20 protein-coding genes and 2 pseudogenes are annotated in these 21,556 nt (G+C 69.5%); 3 read left to right on the top strand and 19 right to left on the bottom strand.

Features of this window, described 5'->3' with window-relative positions:
• The first annotated feature begins 22 nt into the window (after nt 1–22).
• Complete coding sequence (locus J7I97_RS23865; RefSeq protein ID WP_214938228.1) at nt 23–979, top strand: RluA family pseudouridine synthase; 957 nt, start codon at nt 23–25, stop codon at nt 977–979.
• Nucleotides 980–1,056: 77 nt separating this feature from the next.
• Here J7I97_RS23865 and J7I97_RS23860 read toward each other — a convergent pair whose 3' ends face one another.
• The 13 genes and pseudogenes from J7I97_RS23860 to J7I97_RS23800 form a co-directional block, all read right to left on the bottom strand.
• Nucleotides 1,057–1,710, bottom strand: coding sequence for a TetR/AcrR family transcriptional regulator (locus tag J7I97_RS23860; protein ID WP_214938226.1), 654 nt, complete (start codon nt 1,708–1,710; stop codon nt 1,057–1,059).
• Nucleotides 1,711–1,800: 90 nt separating this feature from the next.
• Complete coding sequence (locus J7I97_RS23855; RefSeq protein WP_214938224.1) at nt 1,801–4,635, bottom strand: RNA helicase; 2,835 nt, start codon at nt 4,633–4,635, stop codon at nt 1,801–1,803.
• Nucleotides 4,636–4,720: 85 nt separating this feature from the next.
• Nucleotides 4,721–5,079 (bottom strand): annotated as a pseudogene (locus J7I97_RS23850) (sphingosine kinase); the annotation flags it as partial.
• Nucleotides 5,080–5,125: 46 nt separating this feature from the next.
• Complete coding sequence (tatC, locus tag J7I97_RS23845) at nt 5,126–6,082, bottom strand: twin-arginine translocase subunit TatC (RefSeq protein ID WP_214938222.1); 957 nt, start codon at nt 6,080–6,082, stop codon at nt 5,126–5,128.
• Nucleotides 6,083–6,135: 53 nt separating this feature from the next.
• A complete protein-coding gene (gene tatA / locus J7I97_RS23840; protein ID WP_037793597.1) occupies nt 6,136–6,429 on the bottom strand; it encodes a Sec-independent protein translocase subunit TatA in 294 nt (97 codons plus the stop codon).
• A 165-nt stretch (nt 6,430–6,594) separates the two neighbouring features.
• Nucleotides 6,595–6,795, bottom strand: coding sequence for a hypothetical protein (locus tag J7I97_RS23835; RefSeq protein ID WP_214938220.1), 201 nt, complete (start codon nt 6,793–6,795; stop codon nt 6,595–6,597).
• 27 nt (nt 6,796–6,822) lie between these two features.
• Nucleotides 6,823–7,131 carry a phage terminase large subunit family protein gene (locus J7I97_RS23830; protein ID WP_214938217.1) on the bottom strand — a complete coding sequence of 103 codons (309 nt, stop codon included), beginning with the start codon at nt 7,129–7,131 and terminating at the stop codon, nt 6,823–6,825.
• Nucleotides 7,132–7,181: 50 nt separating this feature from the next.
• Nucleotides 7,182–8,150 (bottom strand): YafY family protein, encoded by a 969-nt coding sequence (locus tag J7I97_RS23825; RefSeq protein WP_214938215.1) that lies wholly within the window; start codon nt 8,148–8,150, stop codon nt 7,182–7,184.
• Nucleotides 8,151–8,248: 98 nt separating this feature from the next.
• Complete coding sequence (locus tag J7I97_RS23820) at nt 8,249–9,205, bottom strand: YafY family protein (RefSeq protein ID WP_214938213.1); 957 nt, start codon at nt 9,203–9,205, stop codon at nt 8,249–8,251.
• A gap of 124 nt (nt 9,206–9,329) precedes the next feature.
• On the bottom strand, nt 9,330–9,722 hold the full coding sequence (locus J7I97_RS23815; protein WP_214938211.1) for an FKBP-type peptidyl-prolyl cis-trans isomerase: 393 nt from the start codon (nt 9,720–9,722) through the stop codon (nt 9,330–9,332).
• A gap of 31 nt (nt 9,723–9,753) precedes the next feature.
• Nucleotides 9,754–10,761 carry an FKBP-type peptidyl-prolyl cis-trans isomerase gene (locus J7I97_RS23810; protein ID WP_214938209.1) on the bottom strand — a complete coding sequence of 336 codons (1,008 nt, stop codon included), beginning with the start codon at nt 10,759–10,761 and terminating at the stop codon, nt 9,754–9,756.
• Nucleotides 10,762–10,913: 152 nt separating this feature from the next.
• On the bottom strand, nt 10,914–12,275 hold the full coding sequence (gene pafA, locus J7I97_RS23805; RefSeq protein ID WP_214938208.1) for a Pup--protein ligase: 1,362 nt from the start codon (nt 12,273–12,275) through the stop codon (nt 10,914–10,916).
• A gap of 9 nt (nt 12,276–12,284) precedes the next feature.
• Nucleotides 12,285–13,560: pseudogene (locus J7I97_RS23800) on the bottom strand (MFS transporter).
• 135 nt (nt 13,561–13,695) lie between these two features.
• Between J7I97_RS23800 and J7I97_RS23795 the strand changes: the two are divergent.
• Nucleotides 13,696–14,697, top strand: coding sequence for a LacI family DNA-binding transcriptional regulator (locus J7I97_RS23795; RefSeq protein ID WP_214938204.1), 1,002 nt, complete (start codon nt 13,696–13,698; stop codon nt 14,695–14,697).
• Between the two features lie 91 nt (nt 14,698–14,788).
• Here J7I97_RS23795 and prcA read toward each other — a convergent pair whose 3' ends face one another.
• The 6 genes from prcA to arc all read right to left on the bottom strand — a co-directional run bounded on the left by prcA (nt 14,789) and on the right by arc (nt 20,962).
• Nucleotides 14,789–15,553, bottom strand: coding sequence for a proteasome subunit alpha (gene prcA, locus J7I97_RS23790; RefSeq protein WP_214938202.1), 765 nt, complete (start codon nt 15,551–15,553; stop codon nt 14,789–14,791).
• Between the two features lie 45 nt (nt 15,554–15,598).
• Nucleotides 15,599–16,438 carry a proteasome subunit beta gene (gene prcB, locus J7I97_RS23785; protein WP_214938200.1) on the bottom strand — a complete coding sequence of 280 codons (840 nt, stop codon included), beginning with the start codon at nt 16,436–16,438 and terminating at the stop codon, nt 15,599–15,601.
• Nucleotides 16,390–16,989, bottom strand: a complete 600-nt coding sequence (locus J7I97_RS23780; protein WP_214938198.1) for an endonuclease VII domain-containing protein — start codon at nt 16,987–16,989, stop codon at nt 16,390–16,392. The genes prcB and J7I97_RS23780 overlap by 49 nt, the downstream gene beginning before the upstream one ends.
• A gap of 37 nt (nt 16,990–17,026) precedes the next feature.
• The gene (locus tag J7I97_RS23775) at nt 17,027–17,239 is read right to left on the bottom strand and encodes a ubiquitin-like protein Pup (RefSeq protein ID WP_030233608.1); all 213 of its coding nucleotides are present in this window, start codon (nt 17,237–17,239) and stop codon (nt 17,027–17,029) included.
• A 192-nt stretch (nt 17,240–17,431) separates the two neighbouring features.
• Complete coding sequence (dop, locus tag J7I97_RS23770) at nt 17,432–18,943, bottom strand: depupylase/deamidase Dop (protein ID WP_214938196.1); 1,512 nt, start codon at nt 18,941–18,943, stop codon at nt 17,432–17,434.
• A gap of 252 nt (nt 18,944–19,195) precedes the next feature.
• The gene (gene arc / locus J7I97_RS23765) at nt 19,196–20,962 is read right to left on the bottom strand and encodes a proteasome ATPase (protein ID WP_214938194.1); all 1,767 of its coding nucleotides are present in this window, start codon (nt 20,960–20,962) and stop codon (nt 19,196–19,198) included.
• A 264-nt stretch (nt 20,963–21,226) separates the two neighbouring features.
• On the opposite strand from arc, the gene J7I97_RS23760 reads away from it, so the two are divergent.
• Nucleotides 21,227–21,556 carry a ferredoxin gene (locus J7I97_RS23760; RefSeq protein ID WP_214938191.1) on the top strand — a complete coding sequence of 110 codons (330 nt, stop codon included), beginning with the start codon at nt 21,227–21,229 and terminating at the stop codon, nt 21,554–21,556.

Genomic DNA, 21,556 nt, shown 5'->3' with positions numbered 1-21,556 from the left:
GGGGCGCCTACCCTGGACCCCGATGAGACGCAGACCCATACCCCCCGCACCGCTCCCCCAGCTCGCCGGCATCGATCCGGTCCGGCTGCGGCTGCCCTCCGACCCGGAGGGGATGTGGCCGGATCTGGGCGCGTACCTCGCGGCGCGCTATGCGGGCACCCGCGGGGCCGAGACCATGCCGGGCCTGCTGCGCTCCGGCCGGGTGCTCGGCGAGGGCGGGCGGGTCCTGCGCCCGGACGACCCGTACGAGCCGGGCAGCTACCTCTGGTTCCACCGGGACATGCCGGCCGAGCCGCCGGTGCCCTTCCCGATCGGCGTGGTGTACCGCGACGAGCACCTCCTGGTCGCGGACAAGCCGCACTTCCTGGCGACCACTCCGCGCGGCAGTCACGTCACGCAGACCGCGCTGGCCCGGCTCCGCGAGGAGCTGGACCTGCCCGCCCTGAGCCCCGCGCACCGGCTGGACCGGCTGACGGCGGGACTGGTGATGTTCAGCATCCGCCCCGAGGACCGCGGCGCGTACCAGCTCCTCTTCCAGAACCGGCAGGTCGACAAGGAGTACGAGGCCCTCGCGCCGCTGGATCCCGGGGTCGCCCTCCCCCGCACCGTCCGCAGCCGGATCGAGAAGACCCGCGGGGTGATCGCGGCGGCCGAGATCCCGGGCGCCGAGCCGAATGCCGAAACCCTCGTCGAACTCGCCGACGCCAAGGACGGCGTGGGCCGCTACCGGCTGACTCCGCACACCGGCCGCACCCACCAGCTGCGGGTGCACATGAACAGCCTGGGCCTGCCCATCCTCGGCGACCCGGTCTACCCGGACGTCACGGACCCGGACCCGCGGGACTACCGCCGGCCGCTCCAACTCCTGGCCCGGGTCCTGTCGTTCACCGATCCGGTGACCGGCGCCGCCCACCGGTTCGAGAGCCGCCGCACCCTGCGGGCCTGGCAGGACCGCGCCGCCTGGGAAAGCGGCACCTGAGAGACAGACCGAGAGGGAAGGCCGAGGAGGAAGGCCAAGGAGGAAGGCCAAGCGTGAAGGCAGGCCCCAAGGGCCTTCTAGGAGGCCTCGACGCCCGCGATCCGCAGCGCCGCGTCAGCGGCGGCCTCCGCGAAGGCCTCCACCGGCCGCGCCGGATCCGAGCGGTGTATCAGCATGACGCCCTCTATGAGCCCGAAGACCAGGTCGTTGCGCAGGGTCAGCCCGGCCCGGTCCCCGGCCAGGGTCGCCCCGACGGAGGTTCCGTCGAGCAACTCCAGGTAGACGTCGCGCAGTTGCCGCCGCATCCGGTGGAACCGGGCGAACCGCGCCCCGCCCACCTCGGGCAGCAGATAGAGCGCGCCCAGGTTGTACGGCCCGCCGCACAGCAGCAGCACGTCCGAGCGGCACAGCTCCCACAGCCGCCGCCCGGCGGGCCGTTCGGTATCGGCCAACAGCTCGTGGGCCAGCGCCAGCGAGGGTGCGACGGTGGACTCCAGGAGTTCGGCGAGGAGTTCCTCCTTGCCGCCGAAGTAGTGGTACATCGTGGCCTGGCGCATTCCGGCACGTTCGGCCACCGACCGTGTGGTGGTGGCCGCGTAGCCCTGGACGGTGAACAGCTCGGCCGCCGCGCAGAGGAGTTCCTCCCGCGGCGACCGGCCGCTCTCAGGTCTCCGCTGATCCGCACGCGGCCGGCCGACCCGTCTCGCTCCCTCGCCCGCTCCCCCACCCATAGGCCGATCGTCGCACAACGCACGCCGAATCGATCATGGCAAGAGATGAGATCCGGCCATCCACACCTTTGGAGGAAGCCCCAAAAGCGCCTAGCCGAGGGAGCTGTAGGCCACGACACCCCGCAGGAGGGCCTCCACGGCCTTACGGGCGTTTTTCGCCACCGTGCTCCCACTCGAGGCAGGCGGAGCCGCGGCCGCGATCTGCCCCAGTACGTCGATGACCTGCTTGCACCAGCGCACGAAGTCACCGGCCGGCATCTCCGCCTCGCGCAGCACCTCGTCCAGGCTCTTGTCGGAGGCCCACTGGTACGCCGCCCACGCGAAGCCGAGGTCCGGCTCGCGCTGGCCCACGCCCTCCGCCTGGTTGATGCGGTGCTCCTCCTCCAGCGCGTCGAGCCGGCCCCAGATCCGGACCATCTCGCCCAGCGCCGCCTTCGCCGCGCCGCCCGGCACCTTCGGGGCCACCGCGTCGTCGGACTGCCGCGCCTCGAACACCAACGCCGAGACGCAGGCGGCCAGTTCGGCCGGGCTCAGACCCTCCCAGATGCCCTCCCGCAGGCACTCCGAGGCCAGCAGGTCGAGCTCCCCGTACAACCGGGCGAGCCGCTTGCCGTGCTCGGTGACCTCATTCTCGCGCAGGTAGTCCAGCTCGGTGAGCAGCGCGTGAATCCGGTCGAAGGTGCGGGCGATGGTGTTCGTCCGGCCCTCGATGCGCCGCTCCAGCTGCTGGGTGTCCCGCTTCAGCCGGTGGTAGCGCTCCGCCCAGCGGGCGTGGTCCTCGCGCTCGTCACAGCCGTGGCAGGGGTGCGCCCGCAGCTCGGCCCGCAGCCGGGTGATCTCCCGGTCGTCGGCCGCCGCGGCCCGGCCGCGCCCGCGCCGCTCGGGCACGATGTGCCCGGCCTTGGCACGCAGTTGGGACGCCAGGTCCCGACGGGACTGCGGGGAGCGCTGGTTGAAGGTCTTGGGGATCCGCATCCGCTCGATGGCCTCGACCGGCACCGGGAAGTCGATCGCGGCGAGCCGCTTGACCTGCCGCTCCACGGTCAGCACCAGCGGGCGCGGGCCCTCGGTGTACTCGTACCCGCGGTGCCCGTTGACCCGGCCGCCCGGCACGCCCGGGTCCAGCACCAGCGCGAGCCCGGCGAACTTGCCGGTCGGCACGTGGATGATGTCGCCCGGCTTGAGCTTCTCCAGCGAACCGGCCGCCTGCGCCCGGCGCTGTGCCGCGCCCTGCTTGGCCAGGTCCGTCTCGCGGTCCTTGAGGTCGCGGCGCAGCTGCGCGTACTCCTCGAAGTTGCCGAGGTGGCAGGTCATGCCCTCCTGGTAGCCCTGCAGGCCCTCCTCGTTGCGCTGCACCTGCTTGGAGATCCCGACGACCGAGCGGTCGGCCTGGAACTGCGCGAAGGAGGTTTCCAGCAGCTCGCGCGAGCGGTGCCGCCCGAACATCTGGACCAGGTTCACGGCCATGTTGTACGAGGGCTTGAAGCTGGACCGCAGCGGATACGTACGCGTCCCGGCGAGCCCGGCGAGCGCCACCGGGTCCATGCCGCGCTGCCACAGCACGACCGCGTGGCCCTCGATGTCGATCCCGCGCCGCCCGGCCCGCCCGGTGAGCTGCGTGTACTCACCGGGGGTGATGTCGGCGTGCTGCTCGCCGTTCCACTTGACCAGCTTCTCCAGGATCACCGTGCGCGCGGGCATGTTGATGCCCAGCGCCAGGGTCTCGGTGGCGAAGACGGCCTTGACCAGGCCGCGGACGAACAGCTCCTCCACCACCTCCTTGAAGGTGGGAAGCATTCCGGCGTGGTGCGCGGCGATGCCCCGCTCCAGGCCTTCGAGCCACTCGTAGTACCCCAGGACGTGCAGGTCCTCGGTGGGGATGGAGGCGGTCCGCTCCTCGACGATGCCGCGCACCTGGAGGCGCGCTTCCTCGTTGTTGAGCCGCAGGCCCGCGTACATGCACTGCTGGACGGCGGCCTCGCAGCCGGCCCGGCTGAAGATGAAGTTGATCGCGGGGAGCAGGTCCTCGCCGTCGAGACGGGCGATCACCTCGGGGCGGCTCGGGGTCCAGATCCGGCCGCGGGAGCGCCGCTCGCGCTCGCGGTCGGCCTCGCGGACCATCTTGCCGCGCCGCCGGTCCTTCGGGTTGTACGTGCGGCTGTTCTCCTCGCGGGCCATGCGCAGCAGGTCGGGGTTTACCTCCCGGCGGGCGGAGCCGCGGCCTCCGTGGTCGGACTCCTCCTCGAAGAGGTCGTACACCTTGCGGCCGGCCATGACGTGCTGCCACAGCGGGACGGGCCGCTCCTCGGAGACGATCACCTCGGTGTCCCCGCGCACGGTGTCCAGCCAGTCGCCGAACTCCTCGGCGTTGGACACGGTGGCCGACAGGGAGACCAGGGTCACCGACTCGGGGAGGTGGATGATCACTTCCTCCCAGACGGCTCCCCGGAACCGGTCGGAGAGGTAGTGCACCTCGTCCATCACGACGTAGCCGAGGCCGAGCAGCGACTGCGAGCCCGCGTAGAGCATGTTGCGGAGCACCTCGGTGGTCATCACCACCACCGGCGCCTCGGAGTTGACGCTGTTGTCGCCGGTCAACAGGCCCACCTTGGCGGCGCCGTAGCGCTTGACGAGGTCGGCGTATTTCTGGTTCGACAGGGCCTTGATGGGCGTCGTGTAGAAGCACTTGCGGCCCTGCTGGAGGGCCAGGTGCACGGCGAACTCGCCGACGATCGTCTTGCCCGAGCCGGTCGGGGCGGCGACCAGCACGCCCTTGCCGGCTTCCAGTGCCTTGCAGGCCTCGACCTGGTACGGGTCCAGGTCGAATTCGTACATCTCCCGGAAGGGGTGGAGGGCGGTGGCCTCTTCGGCGGCGCGGATCCGGGCAGCGGCGTACCGCTCGGCGGGTGAGAGTTCTTCGGTCATCTTGTAGTCGAGCCTACCCGCCGCCTCTGACAACAGTCGCGATCTTTAAGAGGAGCGGGATTCCGGGTGCGTACCTGCGCGCGCCCTACCCCAGCAGCCGCACGGCCGCCCGTACGCACTCGGCCGTCACAGGCAGCGGCCCGAGCGGCTCGCCGTCCGCGTAGGCGGTGATCCCGGCCGCCTCCAGGGTCACCTTCGGGTGGCTGAGGTGGGTCCCCCTTAGACCCGCGGGAACACCTTGAGCAGGGTGGTGCGGCTGCAGTCGCCGACCACCGTGATGTCGAAGAGTCCGTCGTCGGGCACCGCGTCCGCGCAGATGCGCATGCCGCCGCCGTACGGCTTGAAGGCGGCCAGTTCCGCGACCATCGCGAGGTCGTACTTGAACCGGCCGGCGGGCAGCCGCATCCGGTTGCCCCGGTCGTTGACCCGCGAGTCGAATCCGGAGCAAGCACGGTCTGTGATCTCAGCGCTCACCCCCGGAACGTACCTGTCAGGTCGCGTCGTCGTAACCGTTGATCCGCTGGCGGCCGCCGTCGTCCTGCCCGGGCAGCGCGCCCGGGGCGGGCACGGCTTCGATCGCACCGATCGGCGCCGGGGTGAGGTCCAGCTCGGAGGCCTCGTCGTCATCGAGGTCCGCGTCGGGGTTGTTGCGCTTGCGCCTGCGGTCGTTGACCAGGCAGATGCCGAGCGCGATGAAGTACAGGGTGATGATCGGCGCGGCCAGCGACAGCATGGTGAGCGGGTCACCGGTGGGCGTCGCGAACGCGGCGAAGACCGTGATGCCCAGCACCATCGCCCGCCACCAGCTCGCCAGCCGCTTCGCGGTGAGGACCCCGGTGAAGTTGAGCAGGATGAGCAGCAGCGGCAGCTCGAAGGCGAGGCCGAAGACGACGACCATGCGCGTGACCAGGTCGAGGTAGTCGTCGACCGGGAGCAGGTTGCGTGCGTGCTCGGGCGTGAAGTCGAGCAGGATCGTGGCGGTCTGCGGAAGGATCTTGTACGCGAGGACCGCGCCGGCACCGAACAGCGGGGCACCGACCGCGACGAAGCTGATCGCGTACTTCTTCTCGTGGTTGTGCAGGCCCGGGGCGGTGAAGGCCCAGAGCTGGTACAGCCACACCGGGGCGGAGAGCACGACGCCCGCGGTGAGCGAGACCTTGAGGGCGATCGAGAACGGCGCGATGAGGCCGTTCACGGTCATGTCGGCGCAGGGCCGGCCGTTGCGCTGCGAGACGACCCCGTCGGTGCAGCCGACCGAGTCCAGCATCGGCTTCAGCATGAAGTCGATGAGGCCCTTGTAGTAGAAGGCGGCCACCACGGTGATCACGATGATCGCCAGGACCGACTTCATCAGGCGGTTTCTCAGCTCACGCAGGTGCTCGACAAGGGGCATCCGCCCTTCGGCGTCCTTGTCCGTCTTCTCCTGCTTGCGGGCAGACTTGAGCAACCCACGTCCCTTGTCTCGTTGCAGATGACTGGCGCGACCGTGACCGGCTGGGGTCAGCCCTGGGTGGTGCGGTTCGGCTCGCTCACGGGCCGGGAGCTGGTGACGTCACCGGGCGCGGCCTGGATGGTGCGCGGGGCGACGGGCTGCTGCGGTGCCTGGTCGGCGACCGGAGCGGCGGCGGCGTCCTCCGCCTCGCCGTCCTTCTTCATGGCCTTGGCCTCGCTCTTGAGGATGCGGGCCGACTTGCCGAGGGAGCGGGCCATCTCGGGGAGCTTCTTGGCGCCGAACAGCAGCACGATGACAGCGATGATCAGAAGGATCTCAAGGGGCTTCAGATTGCCGATCATGTGTGTCTTCCTTCTCACCGAAACGGCTGGATGTGGAGGCGGAGGCGGCTCCGGACGAAGATCCGGTGACCGCTCTGACAAGGATCGTAACCCCCCGGGGTTAACGCACGGCAATCCCCTCGGATACCCCGGGGGTCCGAGAGTACGGCTCCCGCCCCGCACTTTCTACGGTCGTACGACCCGCCCGGCACGGGCCAGGTCCTCGGCCGCCCGCTCAAGATCCCCCGAGGCGTCGGCGATCCGGCGGCTGGCCCGGGAGACCTGCCCGGACAGCCGCCGCACCTCCACGTAGACCCGCAGGGCCAGCACGGAGAGGACGGCGACCCCGAGGAAACCCAGGGCAATTGCGAGCATCGGCCACAGCATGGGACCGAGCCTAGGCCACCGGACCGCTCACAGGCTGCGCAGGGTGCTCACGCCGCCACCGGTCAGCAGCTCCACGATCCGCTCACCAGCCGGTTTGCGGACCGCGGCGCCGCACTCGGGACAGGTGAAGGAGTAGAAGGTGGTACGCGGGCTGCTGCCGATCGCCAGGCGCAGGGCGCCCGACGGGAGCTCGAAGCGGGCCCCGCAGTCGGGACAGCCCGCCTTGAAGGTGACGGGCCCCCCGGCCGGGCCGCCGGCCGGCCGGCCCGCCCGCCCCGCGGGCGCACCGGCCCGCCCTGTGACCTCCGTCAGCCCCGGCCCATACGTTGGCGACATCGTTCGGCGCTCCCCTCTGCCCTGTTCTCCGTACTCGCCGTGCGGCCTGCTCAGCCGTGTTCTCCGTACCCCGCCAGGGCCTCGCGCGCCGCCTGGCGCGCACTGTCCGCCAGCTCCACGGGGGCCACGATGCGGCCCTCCCGCCCCAACCGCAGCGCGAGCCGGCGCAGCGAAGCCGGGTCCGGGCTGCGCAGCGTGATCCGCAGACCCCCGTCGTGCAGCTCCTCGGCGCTGTCGTGCGGGTAGTACTCGGCGACCCAGCGCCCGCCGGGGCCCACCTCGACCACGACCTCCGGGTCCTCGGCGGCCGGCTGGACCAGCCCCTCGGACAGGTCGCGCGGCTCGATGGCGGGCGGCTCGGCCCGCTCGTCGAGCAGCCGGATCTCGGCCACCCGGTCGAGGCGGAAGGTGCGCCGGGCCTCGGAGAGGTGGCACCACCCCTCCATGTACGTGTGCCCCACCGCGAACAGCCGGATCGGGTCGACCTTGCGCTCGGTCAGCTCGTCCCGGGCGGGCGAGTAGTAGCGCAGCCACAGCCGGCGCCGCTCGGCGATGGCCCGGTCTACGTCCGCGAAGACCCCGCCCTCGGACTCGAAGGTCACCGACAGCCGGGAACTGGCCCCGGCGGCCTCGCCCGCGGCCGCCTCCAGCTTCGCGGTCGCACGCAGCAGGGCGTCCCGGTCGCTCTCGCGCAGTCCGGGCAGGGTCGCCACCGCGCGGGCGGCGACCAGCAGCGCGGTCGCCTCGTCGGCCGCCAGCCGCAGCGGCTCGGCCGTGGACTCCCCCGAGGCGTCGGGGTTGCGCCACCAGATGCGCTCCCCGTCGGTGTCGATGTCGAGCAGGTCCCCGCCGCGGAAGCTGGTCCCGCACATGGGCAGCACGTCGAGGTCCGAGATCAGCTCGTCCTCGGTGATCCCGAAGGCGCGCGCCACGTCGGCGACGTGCGCCCCGGGGCGCTCGCGCAGATACGTCACCAGGGACAGCATCCGGCGGGTCTGGTCGATGGCGTTGGCAGCCATGCTGGTACGTCTCCCCCTCAGGGCACGTCTTGCGGACGGTGCGGTGTACGGATCTTGCGAGCGGTGTGCGGATCGTGCGGCGGCGGCAGCCGGCCGGGTCAGCCCTTGGCGACGGCGCGCAGCCGGTCCACCACGTCCGCCCGGAGGTCTGCCGGCTCCAGCACCACCACGTCGGGACCGAACTCCACCAGCCAGGCGTCCAGCCCGTGCCCGTACGGGATCTCCAGCTCGTCCCAGCCGTCCCCGCCCTCGCGCACGGCGGTGGCCTTGGCCCGCAGCGGATACCCGGCCCCGGCCCGCAGCCGGATCAGCGCGGAGCGGTCCGCCGTCTCGCCGGCCCAGCTCTCCACGGTCTCCCGTACGGTCACCACGTCCGGCACCTCGGCGGTGTACTTGGCCGCGCGCGAGCGGACCTTGCCGGTGATCCGGGAGAGCCGGAACACCCGCTCCGCCCCGCGGTCGCGGTCGAAGCCGGCCAGGTACCAGTGGCCGCGCCAGCACTCCAGCGCCCACGGCTCGACCTGACGGGTCTCGGGCCGCGCGGCGGTGGACTTGCGGTAGTCGAAGACCACCGGCCGGCGGTCCCGGCAGGCCAGCATCAGCGGCTCGAAGGCCGCCTCGTGGACCGGGATGCGCGGCTCGATGGCGCTGTGCTGGCCCTCGTACGGGTCCCCCGCCTCCGGCATCCCGCCGGCGCGCAGCTTCTGCAGGGCTCCGCTGGCCGCGCCCGCGAGGCGGGCCTGCTGCCAGACCTTCGCCGCGAGCCCCAGGGCGGCGGCCTCCTCGGCGTCCAGGGAGACGGGCGGCAGCCGGTTGCTGTCCCGGCGGGCCAGGTAGCCGGTTTCGCCCTCCAGGTTCTCCACCGTCTCGATGACCAGGCCGAGTTCGCGCAGATCGTCCTTGTCGCGCTCGAACATGCGGTTGAAGGAGTCGTCGTTGCCGGCTTCCATGTATGCCTCGATGGATCCGCGCAACTCCCGCTTGCTGAGCGGCCGGCGGGTCCCCAGCAGACACAGCGCCAGATTCATCAGCCGCTCGGCCTTGGCAATCGCCATCGACGCCCTTCCGCCCTTCTCGACGTACACACTCTGACCGTTGACCGTACCGCCCCGACGGTCCCGGGCAAAAGCGAGGGCCCCTGCCTCACGGCAGGGGCCCACAGCTGTCACAGCCGGGTGATCAGGCGGCCATCAGGTCGCACACGAAGATCAGCGTCTCGCCCGGGGCGATCGCACTGCCCGCGCCGCGGTCCCCGTACGCCAGGTGCGCCGGGATCGTCAGCTTGCGGCGGCCGCCGACCTTCATGCCCTGGACGCCCTGGTCCCAGCCGGCGATGACCTGGCCGACACCGAGCTGGAACTGCAGCGCCGAGCCGCGGTTCCAGGAGGCGTCGAACTCCTCGCCGGTGGAGAAGGCCACGCCCACGTAGTGGACGGAGACCCGGGAACCGGCCTTGGCCTCGGCGCCGTCGCCCAGCCAGATGTCCTCGATCACGAGATCCTTCGGCGCTTCGCCCTCGGGGAAGTCGATCTCGGGCTTCTCGAGCTTGTCGCTCACGGAACTGCTCCTCATACGTACGAACTGGGGATCAACCGGAACAGTTTTACACTGCTCCGACGATGTCGACGACGAAGACCAGGGTGGAGTTGGCCGGCAGGTCCTCACCCTTGGCCTGGTCCTTGTACGCCTGCTCCGGCGGAATCACCAGCAGCACGCGGCTGCCGACCTTCTTGCCCACCAGGCCCTTGTCCCAGCCCTCGATGACCTGACCCTGACCGATCACGGTCGAGAACGGGGCACCGGTCTTCCAGGACGTGTCGAAGAGCTTGGCCGCATCCTTGCCCTCGTTCGGCTTCCAGGCCGCACCGCTGTACTGCATGTACACGGTCTGGCCGCTCTTGATCTCCGGGCCCTTGCCCTCGATCAGGACCTTGTCCACGAGCTCCTTGGGCGGGTCGTTCTTCGGGATCGTGATCGTGGCGGCCTCATCCTTGTCCGCCTTGACCTGCGGCAGGTCCGACGGGATCGGCGCCTGCGTGCCCTCGGCCTTCTTCGGCATGATCGAGTCGATGTCCAGGACGAAGATCAGGTTGTCGGTCGGGCCGACACCCAGCTGCGGCTGGCCCTGGGCACCGAACGCGGCCTCCGGCGGGGCGACGACCAGCACACGGCTGCCGACCTTCTTGCCCAGCACCGACTCGCTGAACATCGGGACGATCGTCTGCGAACCGGCCGGGACGACGAGCGGCGAACCGTCCTTGTCGTAGGACCCGGTCAGATCCTTGCCGCTCTTCCAGATCTTGCCCGTGTACTTCGTGACGACGAGATCGTCCTTCTTGATCACCGCGCCCGAGCCCTCCTTGAGGGTGTTCACCACGAACTTGCCGCTCGGCTCGCCCTTGGGAACGGTGATCTCCGCCTTCTGGCCCGCCTCACCCTTCACGGTGGGCATCGGGTCAGCGGACGCGACCGCCTTCGGGACTGCGGGCTGCGAGGCGTCGGCCGACGGGGACGCGGAATCCTTCTTCTTCCCAGAGTCGTCGCCCCCTCCGCAGGCCGCGGTGAGCATCAGAGCCGGCACGATGAGCGCGGCAGCAAGTCGGCGTCGCACAGTGGTCCTCAGGGTCGCTGGAATGATCCGTCCTAGCGGCCCACTCTACGGCCAACCCCCTCCACGACAAGGTGGTGGCGTGCCAAGGGCCCCGTACGCCACAGCGCACGGGGCCGTTGGCACAACGACATCAGGACAACGCCGACACGGCATCACATGCCGGCGATGAGCTTCTCCACCCTGTCGTCCACCGACCGGAACGGGTCCTTGCACAGCACGGTGCGCTGCGCCTGGTCGTTCAGCTTCAGATGCACCCAGTCGACCGTGAAGTCCCGGCGCTGCTCCTGCGCCCGGCGGATGAAGTCGCCGCGCAGCCGGGCCCTCGTGGTCTGCGGGGGCACCGACTTGCCCTCGAAGATCTTGAGGTCGTTGCAGATCCGCGCGGCCTGCCCCTTGCGCTCCAGCAGGTAGTACAGGCCGCGACGGCGGTGGATGTCGTGGTACGCGAGGTCTATCTGGGCGACCCGCGGGTTCGACATGGTCATGTTGTGCTTGCCCCGGTACCGCTCGATCAGCTGGTACTTCATGACCCAGTCGATCTCGGTGCCGATCCGGTCCAGGTCCTCCGCCTCGATCGCGTCGAGGGTACGGCCCCACAGCTCCAGCACCTGGTCGACGACACCGGTGCGGATGCCCCGGCGCTCGGCGAAGTCCACGGCCTTGTCGTAGTACTCGCGCTGGATCTCCAGGGCGGAGGCCTCACGGCCACTGGCCAGGCGTACCTTGCGCTGTCCGGTGATGTCGTGGCTGACCTCGCGGATGGCCCGGATCGGGTTCTCCAGGGTCAGGTCCCGCATCACCGTGCCCGCCTCGATCATGCGCAGCACCAGGTCGGTGGCCCCGACCTTGAGCAGCATGGTCGTCTCGGACATGTTCGAGTCGCCGACGATCACATGCAGACGGCGGTAGCGCTCGGCGTCCGCGTGCGGCTCGTCCCGGGTGTTGATGATCGGCCGGGACCGGGTCGTCGCGGAGCTGACGCCCTCCCAGATGTGCTCGGCGCGCTGGCTGACGCAGTAGACCGCACCCCGGGGGGTCTGCAGCACCTTGCCCGCGCCACAGATCAACTGGCGCGTGACAAGGAACGGAATGAGGATGTCCGCCAGGCGGGAGAATTCTCCGTGCCGCGCCACCAGGTAGTTCTCGTGGCAGCCGTACGAATTGCCCGCCGAGTCGGTGTTGTTCTTGAAGAGGTAGACGTCGCCCGCGATTCCCTCCTCGTGCAGGCGGCGTTCGGCGTCGACGAGCAGGCCTTCGAGAATGCGCTCGCCGGCCTTGTCGTGAGTGACCAGTTCGGTCAGGTTGTCGCATTCGGGAGTTGCATATTCCGGATGCGAACCCACGTCGAGGTAGAGGCGGGCGCCGTTCCGCAGGAAGACATTGCTGCTGCGGCCCCATGAGACAACACGGCGGAAGAGGTAGCGCGCCACTTCGTCAGGAGACAGTCGGCGCTGTCCCCTGAACGTGCACGTGACGCCGTACTCGTTCTCCAGCCCGAAAATGCGGCGGTCCATGACTGAACATTACGCCTTCTGCCCTGTTCTGAAACCGGGTTCGAGAGCGTCGTTTCGATCAGTTTTTAACGAGGCTGCCCGATGAGCCCGCCACCGCGACGGTACGGCCGGGAAGCGCGAGCACCCGCTGAGTCACCATCAGGACCACCAGCGCGGCCGCCCCCGCCACGCTCGCCACACCGAAGCCCGCCACCGTGCCACCCAGTTCCACGGCCGGTCCCGCGGCCGCCGTGCCGATGGCCGCACCCACTCCGAAGAACGTCACCAGCCACGAGAACGCCTCCGTCACCGTGCCCGCCGGAGCATGCCGGTCCACGACGATGAACGCGCAGGCCAGGGCAGGGGCGAGGAACACCCCCGAAAGCGCCGCCAGCGCCGTCATCGCCACGGGACCCACAGTCAGCATCAGCGGCAGGTAGCAGACCGCGAGGAGCGCCACCAGCATCCGCAGCCGCCGCTCCGGCGCACCCGCCCACTGCCGGGCGCCGTAGCCGACCCCGCCGATCAGCGCGCCCAGACCGAGCGCCGCCATCAGCCAGCCGTACACCGCCTGGCCGCCGTGGTCGTCGGCGTACGCGAGACCGGCCACGGTGATCGAACCGAGCGCCATGCCCACGAAGAAGAAGGCACCGAGCAGAGCCAGCAGCCCCCGCGAACGCAGCGCCCCCAGCCAGTGCGCCTCACGCGGCGCCGAACGCCACTCGCGGGACGGCTCGGAGACGACCACGGACAGCGCGCCCAGCACACCGATGGCGTTCATGGCCACGAGCGCGACCGCCGGCGACCACAGCGCCACGAACAGCGTCACCAGCAGCGGGCCGACCGTGAACATGACCTCCTGGGCCACCGCGTCCATCGCGTACGCGGCGTGCACCCGCTCCTCCTTACCGCCCAGCACGCCCGGCCACAGGGCCCGCAGCCCGCCCTCCAGGGGCGGCGTGAAGAGACCCGCGACGACGACGGCGCCGTACGCGGCGGCCGCCGACCCGGTGCCCGCCCACGCCAGCCACACCATCCCGAGCGCCGACACCAGGGCCGCCGGCAACTGCACCCGCGGCTGCCCGTACAGGTCCACGGCCCGCCCCAGCAGCGGCTGACCGACCGCGTTGCCCACCCCGTACACGGCGGCCAGCGCCCCGGCGAGGCCGTAGCTGCCCCCCTCGGCCCGGGTGAACAGCACGATCGCGATGGACGCGGTGGCATTGGGCAGCCGGCCTATGAGCGTGCCCACCAGCAGCCTCGCGGCGTGCCGGGTCCTGAGCAGCTCCGCGTATCCCGCGGCCATGTCGGCCCCCTTCTGCCCGGACCGAGCCGGGGTAATACGTATAACGTCGGACGTCATACGTACCATGGCCGCAGGACGGGGGTCCACCCCGAAGGACAGCCGAACCCCCGCGACCTCGCACTTCAGGAGCACCCTGTGACGAGACCCACCAGCCGGGACGTGGCGACCGCCGCCGGAGTCTCCCAGGCCACCGTCTCCCTCGTCCTCGGCGACAAATGGCGCGGCCGCGTCTCCGAACGCACCGCAGGCCTCGTCCGCGAAGCCGCCACCCGGCTCGGCTACCGCCCCAACCTCGCCGCCCGCAACCTCCGCCTCGGCAGCACCCGCACCGCCCTCCTCGTCGTCCCCGCCCTCACCAACGAATTCTTCGCCCGCGTCTACACCGGCGCCGCCCGCATCGCCGCCGAACACGGCTTCGGTGTCGTCCTCTACCCCTCCCCCGACGGCACCGGCCCCGCCCGCGACCCCTTCGCCTCCGCCCGCGCCGCCCTCGACGGAGTCATCGCCTCCTCCATGGCCGCCGACGCCCTCGACGCCATCGGCGGAGCCGGACTCCCCCTCGTCATGCTCGACAGCGACCCCCACGCCGACAGCGCCGCCGCCCACGTCAACCTCGCCATGGCCGACGGCATGCGCCAGGTCGCCGAACACCTCCTCGACCTCGGCCACCGCCGCTTCCTCCACCTCGCCTCCGCAGTCGACACCTGGACCTTCGAAGTCCGCGCCCGGGCCCTGGCCGACCTCCTGGGCCCCACCGCCGAGCTGCGCACCGTACGGGCCCCGCTCAGCGTGGAAGGCGCCCGTACGGCCATGGAGGCCGCCCTGGCGGCCCCTGAGGACCGGCCCACCGCCATCGTGTGCGACGACGACATCCTGGCCGCCGGCGCCTGCAAGGCCGCCCGCCGCCTCGGCCTGCGCGTCCCCGACGACCTCTCCGTCACCGGCTTCGACGACCTGGCCCTCGCCACCGCCGTCGAACCCGAGCTGACGACCGTCCGGCTCCCGGCCGAGCGCGTCGGCGAACAGGGCATGACCGCCCTCCTCGCCGTCCTGGAAGGCACCCCCTGGACCGCCCCCGACATCCCCGTCGAACTCGTCGTCCGCGGCTCCTCCGGCCCCCCGCCCGCCCGGCCCTGAACACGGCGACGCCCCCGGCCGCAAAGGCCGGGGGCGCCGCTGTGTGCACCGTGTCCGCTGTCCGCTGTGTCCAGGGACGTATGCGGTATGCCTACTCGGCGTCCTCGTCCGGAGCCTCGTCGTTCGAGACGGCGTCCGCCTGGGCCGCCGCCGGAACATCCGCCTCCAGCAGCCGCGACAGCTGCCGGCCCCGGATCCGCTTGAACTTCCGCTGCTGCGACCGCGTCCGGTCCAGCACCGCGACCTCCAGCCGCTCGGCCGGAACCGCCTTGTCCGCGCTGTTCGCCTGGCTGGACAGCGCCTGCACCGCCAGCTTCAGCGCCTCGGACAGGGTCATCCCGTCCTGGTGACGCTGGTCGAGGAAGGTGCTGATCTGCTCGGCGTTGCCGCCGACCGCGACCGAGCCGTGCTCGTCCACGATCGAACCGTCGTGCGGCAGCCGGTAGATCTGGTCGCCCGCGGCGGTCGCGCCGACCTCGGCCACGACCAGCTCCACCTCGTACGGCTTCTCGCCCGCGCTGGAGAAGATGGTGCCCAGCGTCTGCGCGTAGACGTTGGCGAGCCCACGGGCCGTCACATCGCCACGGTCATACGTGTATCCGCGCAGATCGGCGTACCGCACACCGCCGATCCGCAGGTTCTCGTACTCGTTGTACTTGCCGGCGGCCGCGAAGCCGATCCGGTCATAGATCTCGCTGAACTTGTGCAGCGCGCGGGACGGGTTCTCGCCCACGAACACGATGCCGTCGGCGTACTGCAGCACGACGAGGCTGCGACCGCGGGCGATGCCCTTCCGGGCGTATTCCGCCCGGTCGGCCATCGCCTGCTGGGGTGAGACGTAGAACGGAGTCGACACCGGCTGACCGTCCCTTTCTTCTGGGCTCTACGAGGCGACGGATGGTCAGAGGAGGGCGGCGCGCGGGCCGTCGGGCTGTTCGAGCCGACGATTCGTGATCTTGCGGGCCAGCTCCGAGGACTCCTCCTCGCTGAGCCTGCGGAAGCCCTCGTCGGTGATGACGGTGACGATGGGGTAGATGTGGCGGTACAGGTCCGGGCCACCGGTCGCCGAGTCGTCGTCGGCGGCGTCGTACAGCGCCTGCACGACCAGGGTGGTGGCCTGCTCCTCCGTCAGATCCGGGCGGTACAGCTTCTTCATGGAGCCCCGGGCGAAGATCGAGCCCGAACCGGTCGCGGCGAATCCGTGCTCCTCGGAGCGGCCGCCGGTCACGTCGTAGGAGAAGATCCGGCCCTTCTCCTTGCCCTCGTCCCAGCCGGCGAACAGCGGCACGACCGCGAGCCCCTGCATCGCCATCCCCAGATTGCTCCGGATCATGGTGGACAGCCGGTTCGCCTTGCCTTCGAGCGAAAGGGTCGCCCCCTCCACCTTCTCGAAGTGCTCCAGCTCCAGCTGGAACAGCTTCACCATCTCCACGGCCAGGCCGGCCGTACCCGCGATACCCACCGCGGAGTACTCATCCGCCGGGAACACCTTCTCGATGTCCCGCTGCGCGATCATGTTCCCCATGGTCGCCCGCCGGTCACCGGCGAGCACGACCCCGCCGGGGAAGGTGGTGGCGACGATCGTCGTCCCGTGCGGCGCCTCGACGACACCTTCGGGCAGCCTGCGGTTGCCCGGCAGCATCTCGGGCGAGTGCGCCCCGAGGAAGTCCATGAAGGACGAGGACCCCGGCGTCAGGAAGGCTGCCGGTAGACGCCCTGTGCCACGATTGTTGGCTTCCACGCGTGTCCCTCCAGGTATGAGATGGCCCGACGCAGAGTGTCGGGATCGTCTCCCAACTTGCCGATGGCCGAATTGCAGTTGAAGCACAGTACGCCTCGGACCCTACCCGTCTCGTGACAGTGATCCACATGTACGGCCGGAGCCTTTAGACAGATACAGCACAGACCGCCTTGCCCGGCGACCATCTCGTCCCGCTCGCCCTCGGTCATGCCGTACGAGCGCTTCAGATGGCCCGCCCGGCCTTGGATGGCCCGACACGCCTTGCATCGCGTGGACAGGCCATCCGAGGCCGTTGCGTTCTTGTGCCATTCGCTATGCGGCTTGATCTCACCGCACTGCCGGCAGAACTTGCACCCTGCCGGGACTTCCACGTGATCCTTGACGACCTTGCCTTTGGCTGCCTGGCGGCGTCGGTAATGTTCGGCACTGTACGCCGCCACACACTCACGACATCTGGGCTGGAGCCCGTCGCTTCGGTTCCGATCTGCAGCGAACCCGCTCATTGGTAGGTCACGGGCGCAGCCGCGGCACCAGTTCGATCCATTGGACATGGACCACACACTGGCGGTTTCACCTTAGATTCGAAGGCTATTCGCCGCCTTTTTGTACGAAACTCCGAACGAAGTCCTCCGCATTTTCCTCGAGCACATCATCGATTTCGTCGAGTACGGAGTCGACGTCGTCGGAGAGCTTCTCCTGCCGCTCCTTGAGGTCGGTCGATTCCTCGACCGCCGCCTCCTCGACCTCCTCGGTCGAGCGCGTCGCCTTCTGCTGTCCGCCGCCGGTGTCCTTGGTCGCCATGTCTACCTCACCCCGCTCGGTTCGCACGCTCACGTCGGGAGACCCCGGATCGGGATCTCCCTCAAGATCAGACCCTACGCCGGACCCTACAAGGAGGGTCCGGCATTCGTCCCCGCACTTTCATAACGTCCGGGTGTTCTCATGATTCCCGGACCCGGGGCCTTTCAGGCCCCGCCCGGGCACCGGAAAGGCTCAGCGGCCCGAAAGCACCCGTACCAGGTCCTCCGCCGTGCGGCAGCGGTCCAGGAGCTCCTTCACGTGGGCCCTGGTGCCCCGCAGCGGTTCCAGCGTCGGGACCCGCTGGAGCGAGTCGTGGCCCGGGAGATCGAAGATCACCGAGTCCCACGAGGCCGCCGCCACGTCATCCGCGTACTGCTCCAGGCACCGGCCCCGGAAATACGCCCGGGTGTCCTCCGGCGGCTTGCCCTCGGCCCGCTCCACCGCCGGCTCCTCCACCAGCCGCTTCATCTTGCCGCGGGCCACCAGGCGGTTGTACAGCCCCTTCTCGGGCCGTACGTCCGAGTACTGGAGGTCTACCAGGTGGAGGCGGGCGGCGTCCCAGCCCAGTCCGTCGCGCCTGCGGTAGCCCTCCAGCAGCTCCCGCTTGGCGATCCAGTCCAGCTCCCCCGACAGGCTCATCGGGTCGCTCTCGAGCCGCCCCAGCACGTCCTCCCACCGAGTGAGGACGTCCTCGGTCTGCTCGTCCGCGTCGGACCCGAACCGCTCCTCCACGTACTTCCTGGCCAGCTCGAAGTACTCCATCTGGAGTTGTACGGCGGTCAGCGTCCGTCCGCTGCGCAGCGTGATCAGGTGCTGCAGGTCGGGGTCGTGGGAGACCTGGTGCAGGGTGCGCACCGGCTGGTCCACGGCCAGGTCCACGTTGATGAACCCGTCCTCGATCATGGACAGGACAAGTGCGGTAGTGCCGAGCTTGAGGTACGTCGAGATCTCGGACAGGTTCGCGTCGCCGATGATCACGTGCAGCCGGCGGTACTTCTCCGCGTCCGAGTGGGGTTCGTCCCGGGTGTTGATGATGGGCCGCTTCAGGGTGGTCTCCAGCCCCACCTCGACCTCGAAGTAGTCCGCGCGCTGGCTGATCTGGAAGCCGTGCTCGCGCCCGTCCTGCCCGATGCCGACCCGTCCCGCGCCCGTGACGACCTGCCGCGAGACGAAGAAGGGGGTCAGGTGGCGCACGATCTCCGAGAAGGGGGTCTCCCGCTTCATCAGGTAGTTCTCGTGCGTGCCGTAGGAGGCGCCCTTGTTGTCGGTGTTGTTCTTGTAGAGGTGGATCGGCTGGGCGCCGGGCAGCTGGGCCGCCCGCTCGGCGGCCTCGGCCATGATCCGCTCGCCGGCCTTGTCCCAGAGCACGGCGTCCAGCGGGTTGGTGATCTCCGGGGAGCTGTACTCGGGGTGCGCGTGGTCGACGTAGAGCCGTGCGCCGTTGGTGAGGATCACATTGGCGAGGCCGATGTCCTCGTCGGTGAGCTGGCTGTTGTCGGCGGCCTCGCGGGCGAGGTCGAAGCCGCGGGCGTCCCGCAGCGGATTCTCCTCCTCGAAGTCCCAGCGGGCGCGGCGCGCCCGGTGCATCGCCGCCGCGTAGGCGTTGACGATCTGGGACGAGGTGAGCATGGCATTGGCGTTCGGGTGCCCCGGGACGGAGATCCCGTACTCCGTCTCGATCCCCATTACTCGCCGTACGGTCATGCGGCCCTCCTTGCCCGGCGGCGCTCCTGTTCGGGAGCGGCGCTCAAGTACCGCTGGTGCTCCGGTGCGTGTGCCTGTGCGGTGCCCGTCCCCGCACTGCGCGACCGGCGGTACGGAAGAGCCTAGAACCAGTCCGCGCTGGTGGGGAGATCATTTCAGTCATTGACTTCGCCCTGTCACCGGCTGAAAAGCAGTCGGTAAAGCAGTCGGCTGCGGGTGCCCGGTGAGGGCATCCGCAGCCGCCCCGCTTTGTCAGAGGTACTGACCGGTGTTTGCCACCGTGTCGATGGAGCGTCCGGTGTCCGCGCCTTGCTTTCCGGTGACGAGCGTGCGGATGAATACGATCCGCTCGCCCTTCTTTCCGGAGATCCGGGCCCAGTCGTCCGGGTTGGTGGTGTTGGGCAGGTCCTCGTTCTCCTTGAACTCGTCCACGCAGGCCTGGAGGAGGTGGGAGACGCGGAGGCCCTTCTGGTTGTGCTCGAGGAAGGCCTTGATCGCCATCTTCTTCGCACGGTCGACGATGTTCTGGATCATCGCGCCCGAGTTGAAGTCCTTGAAGTAGAGGACTTCCTTGTCGCCGTTGGCGTACGTGACCTCGAGGAAGCGGTTCTCCTCGGTTTCGGCGTACATCTGCTCGACGACTGTCTGGATCATGCTGTGGACGGTGCCGGGCCGCGAGTCCTGGTGTTCGGACAGGTCGTCCGTGTGCAGGGGCAGCGAGGCCTTGAGGTACTTCGCGAAGATGTCCTTCGCGGCCTCGGCGTCCGGGCGCTCGATCTTGATCTTCACGTCGAGCCGGCCGGGCCGCAGGATGGCCGGGTCGATCATGTCCTCGCGGTTGGAGGCGCCGATGACGATGACGTTCTCCAGGCCCTCCACACCGTCGATCTCGGCGAGCAGCTGCGGGACGATGGTGTTCTCCACGTCCGAGCTGACACCGGATCCGCGGGTGCGGAAGAGGGATTCCATCTCGTCGAAGAAGACGATGACGGGGGTGCCCTCGCTCGCCTTCTCCCGGGCACGCTGGAAGACGAGGCGGATGTGCCGCTCGGTCTCGCCGACGTACTTGTTGAGGAGCTCGGGGCCCTTGATGTTCAGGAAGTAGGACTTCCCGGCGGGCTGGCCGGTCACCTCGGCGACCTTCTTGGCAAGGGAGTTGGCCACGGCCTTGGCGATGAGCGTCTTGCCGCAGCCGGGCGGGCCGTAGAGCAGGATGCCCTTCGGCGGCCGCAGTTCGTGCTCCTTGAACAGGTCCGGGTAGAGGTACGGGAGCTCGACCGCGTCTCGGATCAGCTCGATCTGGTCGCCCAGGCCGCCGATCTTCTCGTAGGTGATGTCCGGGACCTCTTCGAGGACGAGTTCCTCGACCTCGCTCTTGGGGACCACTTCGTAGACGTAGCCGGAGCGGGGTTCGAGCAGCAGGGAGTCGCCGGGGCGGATGGTGACGTCCAGGAGCGGCTCGGCGAGCCTCACCACCCTTTCCTCGTCGGTGTGCCCGATGACCAGGGCGCGCTCGCCGTCCTCAAGGATTTCCTTGAGGGTGACGATGTCCCCGGCCCGCTCGAACTCCATGGCCTCGACCACGTTGAGGGCCTCGTTGAGCATGACCTCCTGGCCGCGCCGGAGGTCTTCCGGTTCGACGCTGGGGCTGACGTTCACGCGGAGCTTTCGGCCGCCGGTGAAGATGTCGACGGTGCCGTCTTCGTTCGCCTGAAGGAAGACACCGAAACCGGCCGGCGGCTGTGCGAGCCGGTCGACTTCTTCCTTGAGGGCCACGATCTGGTCGCGGGCCTCACGGAGGGTATTCGCCAGTCGTTCGTTCTGTGCGGAGACGCCGGCCAGATTTGTCTGGAGCTCGACGATCCGCTCTTCGAGAATCCTCGTGTGACGCGGAGAGTCGGCGAGCTTACGTCGCAGGACGGCGATTTCCTGCTCGAGATAGGCAACCTGGCCGGCGGGGTCCTCAGACCCTCGCCCGGGCCGGATGCCGCGGTTGATGTCGTCGTCGTGGGCTGCCACGGTCCTCACCTCCTCCAAGGGGAGCTGGACGCTTCCTGACCCTACCTGGGCTGGTGGTGATTGAAACCCCTAGATCACAAAGACGGTAGAGGTGTGTCCGATCTTCACCCTTGCGTACTCCCTCACGCCAAGGAAATACCCACCCATCAACATCGGAAAGCAGCCGGTTGTAAGGTCGAACTGTTCAACACCCGTCAGGGCTCGCGCGACTTGCTGCGAGTTGTGTACGGGATGGATCACTCAGCGCAGGGAACGGCAGGAGATATGACCGTGCAGCAGGAGGCAACCGGCGACCGGACTGCTGGCGCCGGCGAGGCCGGAGCGCCGCTCGAGGTCTGGATCGACCAGGACCTCTGCACCGGGGACGGCATCTGCGTGCAGTACGCCCCTGAGGTGTTCGAGCTGGACATTGACGGTCTGGCGTATGTGAAGAGCCCTGGGGACGAGCTCCTGGTGGAGGCGGGGGCGACCACTCCGGTTCCGCTGACGCTGCTCCAGGACGTGGTCGACTCGGCGAAGGAATGCCCGGGCGACTGTATTCACGTAAGGCGCGTTTCGGACAGGGTCGAGGTCTACGGCCCCGACGCGGAGTGA

It is taken from the genome of Streptomyces sp. ISL-87 (genome assembly GCF_018614095.1).
In the GTDB taxonomy this organism is placed as follows: Bacteria; Actinomycetota; Actinomycetes; order Streptomycetales; family Streptomycetaceae; genus Streptomyces.
The sequence above is the reverse complement of the archived record's forward strand: the minus strand, read 5'-3'. Positions and strand labels throughout refer to the sequence as shown.